Source organism: Cellulomonas alba (assembly GCF_030362835.1).
Classification (GTDB): domain Bacteria; phylum Actinomycetota; class Actinomycetes; order Actinomycetales; family Cellulomonadaceae; genus Cellulomonas; species Cellulomonas alba.
Window position 1 is genome coordinate 149,791 of the sequence record NZ_JAUCGQ010000004.1, and the last position, 12,653, is coordinate 162,443.

The 12,653-nt window shown below is 70.3% G+C and carries 12 protein-coding genes and 1 other RNA gene; 6 read left to right on the forward strand and 7 right to left on the reverse strand.

Annotation, left to right across the window (positions count from 1 at the left end; all coding sequences use genetic code 11):
* Positions 1-4 precede the first annotated feature (4 nt).
* A complete protein-coding gene (locus tag QRT04_RS17050; RefSeq protein WP_289456934.1) occupies positions 5-1,072 on the reverse strand; it encodes an ATP-dependent DNA ligase in 1,068 nt (355 codons plus the stop codon).
* Positions 1,073-1,238: 166 nt separating this feature from the next.
* Between QRT04_RS17050 and QRT04_RS17055 the strand changes: the two genes are divergently transcribed.
* The 4 genes from QRT04_RS17055 to QRT04_RS17070 all read left to right on the forward strand — a co-directional run bounded on the left by QRT04_RS17055 (position 1,239) and on the right by QRT04_RS17070 (position 6,153).
* Positions 1,239-2,990, forward strand: a complete 1,752-nt coding sequence (locus QRT04_RS17055; RefSeq protein WP_289456936.1) for a S1C family serine protease — start codon at positions 1,239-1,241, stop codon at positions 2,988-2,990.
* Between the two features lie 127 nt (positions 2,991-3,117).
* Entirely contained in the window at positions 3,118-4,443 is a 1,326-nt protein-coding gene (locus tag QRT04_RS17060; protein WP_289456938.1) for a wax ester/triacylglycerol synthase domain-containing protein, read from the forward strand.
* A gap of 67 nt (positions 4,444-4,510) precedes the next feature.
* Positions 4,511-4,877: a transfer-messenger RNA gene (gene ssrA, locus QRT04_RS17065) on the forward strand.
* 76 nt (positions 4,878-4,953) lie between these two features.
* Complete coding sequence (locus QRT04_RS17070) at positions 4,954-6,153, forward strand: tyrosine-type recombinase/integrase (RefSeq protein WP_289456939.1); 1,200 nt, start codon at positions 4,954-4,956, stop codon at positions 6,151-6,153.
* 126 nt (positions 6,154-6,279) lie between these two features.
* Here the strand turns inward: QRT04_RS17070 and QRT04_RS17230 are convergent, their stop codons facing one another.
* From QRT04_RS17230 to QRT04_RS17090, 5 genes are all read right to left on the reverse strand, one after another.
* Entirely contained in the window at positions 6,280-6,606 is a 327-nt protein-coding gene (locus QRT04_RS17230; protein ID WP_407653661.1) for a helix-turn-helix domain-containing protein, read from the reverse strand.
* Position 6,607: 1 nt separating this feature from the next.
* Positions 6,608-8,068 carry a replication initiator gene (locus QRT04_RS17075; protein ID WP_289456940.1) on the reverse strand — a complete coding sequence of 487 codons (1,461 nt, stop codon included), beginning with the start codon at positions 8,066-8,068 and terminating at the stop codon, positions 6,608-6,610.
* 89 nt (positions 8,069-8,157) lie between these two features.
* Positions 8,158-9,624 carry an FtsK/SpoIIIE domain-containing protein gene (locus QRT04_RS17080; protein WP_289456960.1) on the reverse strand — a complete coding sequence of 489 codons (1,467 nt, stop codon included), beginning with the start codon at positions 9,622-9,624 and terminating at the stop codon, positions 8,158-8,160.
* A complete protein-coding gene (locus tag QRT04_RS17085; RefSeq protein ID WP_289456941.1) occupies positions 9,624-9,974 on the reverse strand; it encodes a hypothetical protein in 351 nt (116 codons plus the stop codon). The genes QRT04_RS17080 and QRT04_RS17085 overlap by 1 nt, the downstream gene beginning before the upstream one ends.
* 29 nt (positions 9,975-10,003) lie before the next feature.
* Entirely contained in the window at positions 10,004-10,429 is a 426-nt protein-coding gene (locus QRT04_RS17090) for a plasmid replication, integration and excision activator (RefSeq protein ID WP_289456942.1), read from the reverse strand.
* Between the two features lie 154 nt (positions 10,430-10,583).
* Between QRT04_RS17090 and QRT04_RS17095 the strand changes: the two genes are divergently transcribed.
* Together QRT04_RS17095 and QRT04_RS17100 are read left to right on the forward strand one after the other, a co-directional pair.
* Complete coding sequence (locus QRT04_RS17095; RefSeq protein ID WP_289456944.1) at positions 10,584-11,324, forward strand: XRE family transcriptional regulator; 741 nt, start codon at positions 10,584-10,586, stop codon at positions 11,322-11,324.
* A gap of 20 nt (positions 11,325-11,344) precedes the next feature.
* Positions 11,345-11,815: an NUDIX hydrolase gene (locus tag QRT04_RS17100; protein ID WP_289456946.1), complete on the forward strand. Its 471-nt coding sequence runs from the start codon at positions 11,345-11,347 to the stop codon at positions 11,813-11,815.
* Here the strand turns inward: QRT04_RS17100 and QRT04_RS17105 are convergent.
* Positions 11,783-12,343 (reverse strand): HD domain-containing protein, encoded by a 561-nt coding sequence (locus QRT04_RS17105; protein WP_289456947.1) that lies wholly within the window; start codon positions 12,341-12,343, stop codon positions 11,783-11,785. The two genes, QRT04_RS17100 and QRT04_RS17105, sit on opposite strands and share 33 nt — an antisense overlap.
* Positions 12,344-12,653 lie beyond the last annotated feature (310 nt).

Consider the following 12,653-nt stretch of genomic DNA (forward strand, 5'->3'; position numbering starts at 1 on the left):
GGCGTCAGGCCTCGGCGCGGAGGATGTCCGAGAGCTGGAAGCTGACGGGCTCCTCGAGCTGCGCGTAGGTGCACGACGCGGCGTCGCGGTCCGGCCGCCACCGGCGGAACTGCGCGGTGTGCCGGAACCGGTCGCCCTCCATGTGGTCGAACGCGACCTCGACGACGAGCTCGGGCCGCAGCGGCACGAACGACAGGTCCTTCTTGGCGTTCCAGCGGCTGACCGCCCCCGGCATCCGGCGATCGGCGTGCGCCTCCTGGTCCGCCCACGCGCCCCACGGGTGCTCGGGGAGCTCCACGTCCCGGTACGGCGCGAGCTCGTCGAGCAGCGACTTGCGCCGCGCCATCGGGAACGACGCCGAGACGCCGACGTGCTGCAGCCGTCCGTCGTCCGTCCAGAGGCCGAGCAGCAGCGAGCCGACGACGTCACCCGTCTTGTGCCAGCGGAACCCGGCGACCACGCAGTCGGCCGTGCGCTCGTGCTTGATCTTGAACATGGTGCGCTTGTCCGGCGCGTAGACGCCGTCGAGCGGCTTGGCGACCACGCCGTCGAGCCCCGCGCCCTCGAACTGGCGGAACCACTCCTGCGCCTCGGCGAGGTCGGACGTCGCGGGCGTGACGAAGATCGGGTCCTGCGCGTCGGCGAGCGCCTCGACGAGCCGCGCGCGCCGCTCGCGGAACGGCCGGGCCATCAGGTCCTCGTTGCCGAGCGCGAGCAGGTCGAACGCCACGAACGACGCGGGCGTCTGCTGTGCGAGCAGCCGGACCCGGCTGTCGGCCGGGTGGATCCGCTGCTGCAGCGCGTCGAAGTCGAGCCGGTCGCCCGCGACCACCACGATCTCGCCGTCGAGCACGCACCGCTCCGGCGTGTTCGCCTTGATCGCCTCGACGAGCTCGGGGAAGTACCGCGTCATCGGCCGCTCGTTGCGGCTGCCCAGCTCGACCTCGTCGCCGTCGCGGAACACGATGGTCCGGAAGCCATCCCACTTGGGTTCCGTGTGGCCGACGTCCGGGATCGTCGGGACCGACTTGGCCAGCATCGGCGCCACCGGGGGCATCACGGGCAGGTGCATGTGCTCATCTTGCTCGACGGCGTGCGAGCCGTCGCGGGTTCGCGCAGCCTGGACGCGGACGAGGTTTCACAGGTTGCTCTCCGGATCGGTCCAGTCCACGTTCGGGTCGGGGGAGTCTGATTCTCGTCAGACGCCGAGACCCGGCGGCGACGAGGAGGAGACGGCGATGGACGAGCAGCGCACCCCGGAGCGACCCGAGCACGAGCAGCCCACGGGCGCGCAGCAGCCGGCCGGGCAGCAGCCGACGCAGCCGCTGCCTGCTGCGCAGCCGACCCAGCCGCTGCCGGTGTCGCAGCCGACGCAGCCGCTGCCGCCGGTGCCCGGGCCGCCGCAGGCGTACCCGCGTCCGGCCTACGTGCCGCCGGCCTACGGCCAGGCGGGCGCGCACCCGTACGGAGCGCAGGGCCACGCGCCGCAGGGCCAGCCGGGGTACGGCCAGCCGACGCACCCGTCGGGCGCCCACCCGCAGGCCGGCCACCCGCAGGCCGGCCACCCGCAGGCCGGCCACCCGCAGGGCATGCCGACGCCCTGGCCGCCGGCCGCGCCCTACGGCGGGCAGCAGCAGTACGGCGCGCACCAGTACGGCCCGCACGTCGCGGGGCAGCCTGGTGCGTACCCCGGCCACCCGGGTTATGGCACGCCGGGGCAGGCGGGGCACGGCGCGCAGCAGCGTCGCGGCGTCTCGGCGGGCGTCGTCGCCGGCGTGACGGCGGGTGCGCTCGCGTTCGGCCTGATCGCGGGCGGCGGCGGCGTCGCGCTGTACGAGTACCTCGACGGCCAGTCGCAGTCCCCGCAGAGCTCCGCGCTGGACCAGGGTCAGGGCGCGCCCTCGGACGGCTCCGGCTCCGACGGTTCGGGCTCGGACGGCTCGGGCTCCGACGGCACGTCGCCGTTCTCCGGTGGCGGCTCGGGCGGCGACTCGACCAGCCCCTGGGGCCAGCAGGGACTGCCCGGTGGCGGCTCCGACCAGGGCGACCAGAACGGCACCTCGCAGGGCACCACCGAGCCGACGTCGGCGCAGACCAAGGGCGTCGTCCTCATCGACTCGGTGCTCGGATACCAGGGCGCGGAGTCGGCCGGCACGGGCATGGTCCTGACGTCCGACGGCCTGGTCCTGACGAACAACCACGTGGTGCAGGGCGCGACCTCGATCAGCGTGACGATCGGCGCCACCGGCAAGACGTACCAGGCGGAGGTCGTCGGCACCGACAAGTCGAAGGACGTCGCGCTCCTGCAGCTCAAGGACGCCTCCGGCCTCACGACGGTGAAGCTCGACGACGACCAGGGCGTCACGCGCGGTGACGACGTCACGGCGGTCGGCAACGCGCAGGGCGGCGGCTCGCTGGTCGCGGCGCCCGGCTCCGTCACGGCGACCGACCAGTCGATGACCGCGTCCACCGAGAGCTCGGACGGCAGCGAGACGCTCAACGGCCTGATCGAGTTCTCCGCGGGCGTCGTCTCGGGCGACTCGGGCGGCCCGCTGCTCGACTCGGAGGGCGAGGTCGTCGGCATGACGACGGCCGCGTCGTCGGGCGGCACGAGCACGGTCGCGTACGCGATCGACATCACCGACGCGATCGCCGTCGCGCACAAGATCGACCAGGGCCAGGCGGGCAACGGCATCGTCATCGGCACCCCGGCGTTCCTGGGCGTCGCGTTCACGGCGGGCTCGACCGGTGGCTCCGGCGGCGCGACGGTCGGCCAGGTGCTGCAGGGCACGCCGGCCGCGCGGGCCGGGATCACCGCGGGCGACGCGATCACCAAGGTCGGCTCGAAGGCGGTCTCGTCGGCCGACGCGCTCTCGAAGGCCCTCGGCAAGTACGCGCCCGGCGACAAGGTGAAGATCACCTGGGTCTCGGGCACGAGCGGCAAGACGCAGAGCGCCACCGTGACGCTCATGGCGGGGCCGGCGGCCTGATCCGCCGGCAGCGGCGCGGTCGTCCGGAGGGGGACGGCCGCGCCGCTGGTCTGCGTCGGGGGCGGGCGCTCCCACGTCGGGACCGACGGCCCACCCGCGCGAGCCGCCGCGTCGCCAGGCTGGTCGCATGGTCGAACGGCTGAGCGGCACGGACCTCGCGGAGCTCGCGCTCGACGTCGGCCCGCAACCGCGGGTCGTCGGCGCCGTGGTCGAGCTGGCGCCGCCGCGCGTGACGGCCGAGCAGGTGCGCGCCCTGCTGGCGGACCGGGTGTCGGGCTCGCGCGTCCTGGGCCGGCGGGCGGTGCGCGTACCGCGGGGCTGCGGCCGTCCGGTGTGGGCCCCCGCGGTCCCCGACCTCGACGCGCACGTCCGCGCGGCGTCCTGCGACGACGGCGATCGCGCGCTGCTCGCGCTCGCGGCGCGCGCGATGATCGCCCGCCTGCCGCGGGGACGGCCGCTGTGGCGGCTCGTCGTCGCGGACCGCCCGTCGGGCTCCACCGCGCTGATCTGGGTGAGCCACCACGCGGTCGCCGACGGCCCGACGACGCTGCACGCGGTGCTCGAGGCCCTTGGTGCCGACGAACCGGCGCCCGTGCGCGCGGCACGGTGGCCGGTGGAGCGTGGCGAGCTGGCACGTGACGCCCGCGCCTCGCGGGTTCGCGCCGTCCGCCGCTGGCGCGTCGGGCTGGGGATGCTCCGCGAGGCCGAGCGCGACCTGCGCGGCGCGAGCGGCCCGCACGCGCCGGCCACGTCGTTCAACCGCCCGTCGGGTCCCGGCATGCGGTTCGTCGTCGCCCGCGCTCCGCTGGCGGAGGTGCGCTCGGGCGCGGCGGCCTGCGGCGCGACCGTCAACGACGCAGTGCTGTGCGCCGTCGGCCGCGCTCTGGGGGAGGAGCTCGAACGACGGGACGAGCCCCGCGTCGACCTCGTCGCGACCGTCGCCGCCACCTTCCGCGCTCGCCACGGCGCGGCACGCCCGCGCAACGAGGTCGGCGGCCTGCTCGTGCCGGTCCCGACCGACGTGCGCGTGCACGCGTCGTCCCGCCTCCGGGCGATCGCGGACGAGACCCGCCGGCGCAAGGAGCTCGCGTCGCCCGCGACGCCCGTCGTCATGGCGCCGGTGCTGAGAGCGCTGGCGACCGTCGGGCTCGTGCGCCGGTTCTTCGCGCGCCAGACGATGGTGAACGTCGCGGTGACGCGGCTGCCCGGACCGGGCGCGGTGCCTCCGCTCTGCGGGCGCGAGGTGCGCGCGATCGTGCCGCTCAGCCCGATCGTCGGCAACGTGCCGGTGACGGCCGTCGCGCTGTCGACGGGCGACGACCTCGTCGTCTCGCTCTGCGTCGGCGACGTTCTGTGGCCGTCGTCGGACGCGCTCGCCGCCGCGGTGCAGGACGAGCTCGCGACGATCGGCGCGCTCGCCGGGAATCGTCGTGGCAGCACGCTCGTTGGGTAGGTAGTCTGTGCGGGCTGCGGCTGCTTCCGGGCCTCCCGGTCGCGCACAGCGGTTGATAACTCAACACGGGGGTGATCGGTTTCGACGGTGATCGTCGAGCCAGGAGAAGCGGGTCGAGGACGCACGGTTATCTCGTCAACGCTCCGTGCAAACCCATAGGTGCCAATTCCAACCGCACCGACTTCGCCCTCGCCGCCTGAGCGAGCCCCGAAGTCCGTTGGCCTGAGTACGCTCTCGACTCAGTAACCAGCGTCATCTAGAGAGCCACTGCTGAATCCCGTCGTCAGTGCGGTATTCGGGACTTTTAGCTGACTGAGCCCGTTCACGACTTGCCTGCGTGATCGTGAGGGCCGAGAAAATCGCAGCAGGCTGCACCCGGAGAATCCCTGGTTCCACGTCATCGGACGCGGGTTCGATTCCCGCCACCTCCACTGCTCTGACCTGCGGAAACGCGGGTCTTGTTGACAGGAAGGTAGCCATTCGTTGACACGGATGGCTACCTTCTTCTGTATGGCCTCGATCCGGGAGCGCCGACGCAGCGACGGGACGCGCGCCTACGCCGTCCTGTGGCGGGACCCGGACACCGGCCGGCAGACGTCGCTCACATATGACGATCGCAATGACGCGGTTGTGGCGCTGAAGCTGATCGAGGCCGCCGGAGGCCATGCTGCCGAGGCGGCCCGGATCGCGGACGCGGTACGCCAGCATGGGCCTTCTGTCGACGATGTCATCTCGGAGCACATCGACCTGCTGACGTCCGTCGGGGCTGATACTCGCGCGCACTATCGGCAGCAGCTCGCGTCGCATATCTCGCCGGAGCTCGGTGCCTATCCCGTGGCCTTCATCAGCTACCGGCATGTCTCGACGTGGGTGCGCTCGATGAGCGCGCGGGGCTACTCGCCCAAGACGATCGCGAACGTGCACGGGCTGTTCTCCGCGGCGATGTCGACCGCCGTGCGGCTCGGCTACCGACCCGACAACCCTTGTGCGCGCGTCGAGCTGCCGAAGTCTCAGGCGACGCACGACGACATGACGGTGCTGACGCGAGACGAGTTCGCGCTCCTGCTGTCGAAGATCCCCGCGCACTACCAGCCCCTGGTTCTGCTCCTCGTGGCGACCGGGCTGCGATGGGGCGAGGCGACCGCGCTCACCGTCGGCGACGTCGACCTGGTGTCGCAGCCAGCGACCGTGCGGGTGACGAAGGCCTGGAAGCGGGACGAGAACCGGGCATGGTTCGTTGGGCCGCCAAAGACGCGGCGGGCGCGGCGGACGGTGTCGCTGCCCGACGACCTCGTCGACGTGCTGTTGCCGCTGGTGGCGTCGAAGGCTCCGGACGAGCTGCTGTTCCCGAACACTGTGGGGCGCCAGCTGTCGTCGTCGCGGTTCTGGACGACGACATGGACACCTGCGCTCGAGGCGGCTATGAACCCACGCCTGCCCGACGGATCGCCGGATCCGGCCGCGCCCAGGCTGACCAAGCGGCCTCGGGTGCACGACCTGCGGCACACCCATGCGTCATGGATGATCGCCGCCGGTGTCGACCTCTTCGTGCTGCAGCGCAGACTCGGGCACGAGTCGATAACGACGACGACGGAGACTTACGCGCACCTGCTCCCGGACCAGCAGCGGGCTGCGGCCGATGCCGCGTCACGCGCTCTGCAGGGAATCTCGCTGAGGCCAAGGGACGGCGCACCAGCCGCGGCGCAATAGTGATGCGCGGGCCTGACGATCCAGGTCCGCGGACGCCTGAGTGTGGGCTGGCTAGAGCCAAGGTCCATGCTCGACGCATTCGGAGCAACGAGAATCTACGACGAGCGTGGCGACGGCGTGGTCCTACTAGAACCTCTGCGGATCGCCAGGGACGTGCGGGCGACGGCGGTGGGCTCGGATCGATCCAGTCGTTGGGCCCAGCGAGGTGAGATCTGCCGACGCACTGGCCGACGCTTCGAGGTCGACCGAGGGGCCGGCGACGGTCGCGAGTGAGACGAGTGCCTCGACGTGCTCGGGGAGGAAACGGATCTTCCCGCGACCGAAACGCAGATGCGGCACTCGGCCGCGACGGACCTGTTCACGGACCCAACCGACGGAGATCCCGAAGGAGTCGGCCACCTCCTCAGGAGTGACGGCCCATCTCCCGCCTGGTCCCAGACTTGCTGCGCTCATCTCAGGTCCCCCCGCTTGTCTTTCCGCCGCTCGTCGTACTCGTCCGGCGACGCTGCTCGGCTCGCCACCTTGCGAACTCACGAGCCCGTGAAGCTGCCGCGTCGGCGAGCACCTTGTCACCGGAGCGTGGCCAACCGGAGCCCATGTACGCCCACGCCGCTACCACGAGCGTGCTTTCCTCGTCGTCGGTCATCAACCGCGCCTCGAGCTCGCGAGGCTCGAGGGCAGAAGCGAGGCGGTGCCGCTCGATGCCCAGACGCTGGAAGCGGTAACGCGCGCGCCGGAGGGCACCGAGCGTCACGGAGTAGTGGCGGGATTTGGTCGAGAAGTGGCCGCGGAAGCCGAGCATGGCGGACCACCGGCCAAGAAGCGCGTAGGGATTCCGGGCGCAACGCCCGCACAGCCGTGGGCGTCGCTCGAACGCACGCTTGCCGCACCCGAAGGGGCAGTCCGCCAGTGCTCGCGCGGCGAGAGCGCGGCAGGAGTCGACGAGCCGCACGAGGTGCGGGACCGGGTTTCTGGGGTCGACGCCGGAGGACTTGGTCGCGTACTTGGCCAGGTAAGCCGCGACCTGCTCGGCTGTGATCTCGCAGTCGGTCCTGCCGTCCCGGACGATCCTGACGTCCGTCTGCGTTCCGAAGCGCAACGCTCGCTCGACGTCGCCGCCGTCGACAGGCGGCGCGGTCAACGCGACGGCGCTCGCCGCGGCACGCACGGCGGCTTCGAGAGTCGCTGCGCTCACGGGTGCGGGAGAGCCGGGCCCATCAGGCCCGTCGATACGCACAAGCGCGTGGAAGTGGACCAAGCCACGGGCCTGAAACTCGGCGACCTTCGCGTATTCGAGCCGGCCGTGATGCGCGAGCTCGCGGTCTTGCACCCCTATAAGGGTCGCGAGGTGGCGACGGAGCGCGATGGTGAAGCGACGCCACAGTTCGGGTGCATGCCACTGCCAGACCGTGGCCGACATCGTGTCGTAGCACTCCGGGCACAGCGGCGCGCCGATCACGGAGTCCTCGGCGGCGTGCCGTGCCCAACAGGCCGTCCGTCGACCGTGTGAGCACCTCTCGCCTCGGGCGCCGGGATGGCACCACGCCCGGCCGTCGCGGACGCCGTGGACGCGGCCGAACGAAGGCGCTGTGAGAGTCACGAACAACAACGGGTTCGAGTTCACGGCCGCTGGAACGCCCTTGCCGCCGTGCAGACCTGTAGAAATCAGCTCGAAGGTGTCACGCGCGTAGATCCGCGAGCACGCGGGGCACACCTGTTCTCGGCGGTTGCCGCACGGCTTGTACAGCAGCCCCATCGGCTGATCGACCGAGCGGAACGTCTTCAGGATCTCGCCGCTGTGCGCATCGACGGTGTCGGACCGCCCGGCGAGACGGACCGGGTGAGCGCAGTTCCCGGCCTTCGCCAGCGTCGTGGCCAGCGCGTTCATCGTGCCGTCCGCGATGCGACTCAACATCGATTCGACCTCACGCGAGCTGACGCTGAGAAGCTCCAGGGGAGCGTCGGGCCCATGCCCAGGAAAGCCGGCCCGCGAGGACGTCCGCATCACGCCGCCTCCGGATCCTCTGGGTCGCGCGGGGTGCGCGGATCCCGCCGACCAGCGGCCGGGAAGACGGTGAGCTCGGGCACCGGAAGACGCAGAAGCTCGCCGGGAGCCGCGCCGTGGTCGGCGAATCGCGCTTCGCGCGCCGCCGGGTATCGGTCGGCTACCGACCGGATGAGTTCGTCGGACCAGAAATCAGCCCGTACTCGCTCGACTACGCCGTCATTCCTGACCACGTAGCCAGCGCCGGGCATCGTCCGGTCGATTCGATGCGCAGGAGCGAGATCTCCGTAGCCGTCACCGAGCACCATCCGGGTCTCCGACGCTGACGCCACCCGCAGCGCGATCGTCTGCGTGAAGAGCTCACGCATGCCGACCGTCTCCTTCCGAGGGTCCTGCACGAACGCGACGACCATCACGCCAAGTGCTCGGCCCTGCGTCAGGATCCGCTTGAGCAACGCCGTACCTTGATTCACGACGTCGCGCGATGCGTAGCCGGTCAGCACCGCCAGCTCGTCGATCAGAAGCACATGAGCCGGGTCACCTGGGGACGGCGTGAACTCGCGAGATCGGCCGCGCATGGCTGCCTGCCGCTCGACGATGACCCGGTGCAGATCGTTCAGCAGGCCGAGTGCCGCCTGCTCGTCGATCGCCACGGATGAGAACATCGCTTCGCCCACCGACAGCTCGACGCCGCCCTTGAGGTCGATTCCCCATAGGCGCACCAGACCGGCGTTCGCGGACGGAGCGAGGTTGCCGGCGACGCCCCAGAAGACCGATCCCTTTCCTGCGCCGGACCGCCCCACGACGAGGGTGTGCCGCCCAGCAAGCTGCAAGCGCCAGGCCGACCCGTCTGCACGCCGACCGACGGTGACAGCCTCGGTCTCGAGCTCGTAGGGCATCCGTGGCGTCGTCGGCTCATGCAGCAGTTCGCACATCGTCAGATCCAGCTCGACGACGCCCGGAGCCACCCGACGGGACTCGGCGGACTCCGCCTCGAACGCTGTGGCGATCGCCTCGATGGTCCCGGTCAGGTCGTCCACGGTCTGGCCGACGGCGGCACGGACCCGGAGCGTGAGCGTGTTTCCGCTCGTGCTTACCCGCAGGAGCCGGGGGAGGGAACGACGCCGGTCGTCAGCCCACGGCCAGATGAGCCCGCACCGCCGAGCGACGTCCTTCCACTCCTTCCGCACTCTGTGCCGCCAACCCCGCCGCCGCAGAGGAGCGCCCAGCATCGCTTCGTAGGTCAGCGGACTCACGGCGTCCCAGACGGCTCGAACGACGCTGCTCGCGGGGATCACTGCGATTGCGATCACGCCGGCAGCCTCGAGATCGGCGATGAAGAGCACGTTGCCGATCACCAGGCAGACCAGTACGGCGCGCCACGCTCGCGCGGTCCAGAGGATGACGTTCCAGGACGCCACGGCAAGGCGGCGCAAGACGAGCCCGAAGAGCCGGACAGCAGACATCACGCCGCTCCCGCGACCGCCGCGGCGTCATCGGCACTCACGCGGTCACGGCGCGGGAACGCTCGCAACGGTCGCACGAGCTCGCCACCGCAGAACACCTTGAACTCGGCTTCCGGCCACGTGCCGCCGCTCCATACAGCGAAGCCCGCGCACGTCCTCGTCGCTTCGTAGTCGGCGACCTCACCGAGGGCGAGACGCCACGCCAGGTACTCGGCGTCCGTCTGCGTGTTCGCTCGCACCGACACGACGCCGTGACCGACGCCAGCCCACTCGACTTGGCCGTTCACCATTGCCACCATGTCGGCCGCCATGGTCAGTAGCTCCGAGATTGTCGGACCCACCTCGGCCACGACGGTCTTTCTGGCCTCACCCCGGGACATCACGCCGCCGCCTTTGGCTCCGAGTGGCCGACCTGCTGGCCCGGCGTGACGAAGCCCTGGGCGCGGAACGACCATGCGATCCGAGGCCGGCGGCCTGAATCATCGACGTACGGCAACGCGGTCAGCCCGACGAACTCCACCGGCGTCCACGGCAACGCCGAGGTGTTCTTCGGAGGCACAGGCTGGTGCTCGGCCGCGAACTTGACCGTCACGCCGATCTCACGGCGACCTGCCTCGTCGTCACCGTCGATGACCGTGCACTGCCAGAGCAGCCGGCCTGTCTCCTTGTCGCGCTGCTGAGGTCGCGAACCGTCGGGGCGCTGCTCGGCCTGGAAGTCGGTGACGGGCTCGACCGGCCCGCGGAGGAAGGCGCCCTTGGGGAACGCCGTCTGGTGCGTGATCTCGAAGCGCTTGGCCATGGCCATTTCGACTCCAGGTGTTCTCGTGTCCTCTCCTGACGGGCTGAACGCCCACCAACCACGACACGCCCAGAACGCAGGACGTCGTCACCACGCTGCGGGACGTCTTGGGACGTCCTAGACTGACCGAAACGTCCCAAGACGCCTCCGGAGGCGTGTGATGACGAACGAGCGACTACGCGCAGCGATTGCAGACGCAGGGCTCTCGCTTCAGGAGTTTGGCGAGAAGGTCGGAGTCGACCCCAAGACCGTCGAGCGCTGGATCAGCACCGATCGGATCCCGCACCGGACACATCGGATCAATGCAGGCAGCGTCCTCGGCAAGACTGATGTGTACCTCTGGCCGGCGACCGATTCTGACCCCCGAACGAGGTCGGCTACGCGAGCCGAGTTCATCGACCTCTACCCGAGCCGCGCATCGGTGCCCGTCTCTACCTGGGAACAGCTGATCGACAACGCTCGCGAATCGATCGACCTCCTTGCGTTCGCGGGCAGCTTCCTGCACGACAGCGTCCCGGAGTTCGCCGAGCGTCTGGCGGCGCGCGCCAAGAACGGCGTGCGGGTGCGGCTGCTCTTCGGGGATCCGGAGAGCCAGGCCGTAGCCCTGCGCGGCGAGGAAGAAGGCATCGGAGAACTCCTCGCCGCGAGGTGCAAGTTGACGTGGAACTACCTGAGCCCGCTGCTACAGGGCGTTCCCGGCATCGACGCCCGAAAGCACGGCTCGACGTTGTACGCCTCGCTCTTCCGCTTCGACGACGAGCTACTCGTAAACGCGCACGCTCTCGGGGCTCCGGCTGGACACTCGCCGCTGATGCACATCAACCGCATCCCCGGGGGCCGGCTCTTCGCGCACTACATGGACTCCTTCGAGCGCACGTGGCAGGCCGCCAAGCCAGCGTGACGGCCCGTACGCTCGGAAACATGGCGCGCATCGACTACATCGATGACCCGAACGCTCCGGAGATCAACTCCGTGGTGCCCTCGGTCGTGGCGATCGTGCAGGACGACGAGGGCCGTGTCCTCATGATCCACAAGACCGATAACGACAAGTGGGCGCTCCCCGGCGGTGGCCATGAGCCCGGCGAGAGCATCGCCGACACCGTTGTGCGGGAGGTCAAAGAAGAAACCGGCTACGACGTCGAGGTCGAGACGATCACCGGGACGTACACGAACCCCAACCACGTCATGAAGTACGACGACGGCGAGGTGCGCCAGCAGTTTTCGATCGCCTTCCGCGCCCGATTGGTCGGCGGCGAGCGACGCACGAGCTCGGAAAGTGACGAGGTCGAGTGGCTGTCCCGCGACCAGATCGACTCGCTGGACCTTCACGCATCAATGCGCCTGAGGCTCGAGCACGCCCTACGCGGCTCCGACCGGCCATTCATCGGGTAGTCCCAGCTGTTCGCGAGCGCGCGCAGCGGAGGCGAGCAGTCGTGTGCACGCGCGACTGACGGACCGGTGCACGGGACTAGAAGTTGGGTACCGGCTCAGGATCTCCGCGATCCGAGTCTCCGGGTCAGTAAGTGATCCATCGGGGGCCGTGACCAGGTCGAGCAGCGTCAAAACGTCCAACTCGGAAGGCTCCGCCGGTGGCATGTTTGCCAGCTCCCTCGTCAGGCCGCGCTCCTCAGCCTCGAAGACCGCGCCCGTGTGGTGCGCCACGAGGCCCACAACACCGGTCGGCGCACCTTCGTCCGCGAGGAAGGCTGCTCCGTCGAGTGCGTGGAGGCCAGTTGTGGACAGCTCCTCCGCATAACCAAGGTCGTGCAGCCACGCCGCAGCGGCCACGTCAGCTGAGATTGCACCGACGGCTGCCAGCTCGTCCGCGAGCCGACCCACAGTCCGAACATGCTCCCAGCGCCGGCCAAGGCCGGATAGATACTCGGACGCCACCTTGGCGGCGTGCTCGGCGCTCCACATGTCACCTCACATCTTGCCCCACCGACTTCTGCCCTCGTCCCAACTCCGAGAGCGGTCCGTGGGTGGCTTGTTCATGACAACCCGCTCAAGGGCGAGCCGCCACAGCACCGAATCGGCTGCCCTCGCCCGGCGCCCCCCTGCATCGTGATGGCTGGGCTGCCGACGGCCGAGGTGGTAGACGATCAAGTGAACCGCCCCGGGTTCAGTGGAGGCTCGGTTCTCTGGTTTCGGCCGTCGTGACGGCCGGGTTCTGACGGTAGTAGTTCGCTTCGTGCTCGGCTGGCGGGATGTCGCCGAGCTCGGTGTGCAG

Excerpts from the sequence above, each read along its gene's own strand:
- QRT04_RS17055 (WP_289456936.1), top strand. The coding sequence starts at position 1,239 with ATGGACGAGCAGCGCACCCCGGAGCGACCCGAGCACGAGCAGCCCACG.
- QRT04_RS17095 (WP_289456944.1), top strand. The coding sequence starts at position 10,584 with ATGACGAACGAGCGACTACGCGCAGCGATTGCAGACGCAGGGCTCTCG.
- QRT04_RS17230 (WP_407653661.1), bottom strand. The coding sequence starts at position 6,606 with ATGAGCGCAGCAAGTCTGGGACCAGGCGGGAGATGGGCCGTCACTCCT.
- QRT04_RS17075 (WP_289456940.1), bottom strand. The coding sequence starts at position 8,068 with ATGTTGAGTCGCATCGCGGACGGCACGATGAACGCGCTGGCCACGACG.
- QRT04_RS17090 (WP_289456942.1), bottom strand. The coding sequence starts at position 10,429 with ATGGCCATGGCCAAGCGCTTCGAGATCACGCACCAGACGGCGTTCCCC.
- QRT04_RS17070 (WP_289456939.1), top strand. The coding sequence starts at position 4,954 with ATGGCCTCGATCCGGGAGCGCCGACGCAGCGACGGGACGCGCGCCTAC.
- QRT04_RS17050 (WP_289456934.1), bottom strand. The coding sequence starts at position 1,072 with ATGCACCTGCCCGTGATGCCCCCGGTGGCGCCGATGCTGGCCAAGTCG.
- QRT04_RS17080 (WP_289456960.1), bottom strand. The coding sequence starts at position 9,624 with ATGTCTGCTGTCCGGCTCTTCGGGCTCGTCTTGCGCCGCCTTGCCGTG.
- QRT04_RS17100 (WP_289456946.1), top strand. The coding sequence starts at position 11,345 with ATGGCGCGCATCGACTACATCGATGACCCGAACGCTCCGGAGATCAAC.
- QRT04_RS17105 (WP_289456947.1), bottom strand. The coding sequence starts at position 12,343 with ATGTGGAGCGCCGAGCACGCCGCCAAGGTGGCGTCCGAGTATCTATCC.
- QRT04_RS17060 (WP_289456938.1), top strand. The coding sequence starts at position 3,118 with ATGGTCGAACGGCTGAGCGGCACGGACCTCGCGGAGCTCGCGCTCGAC.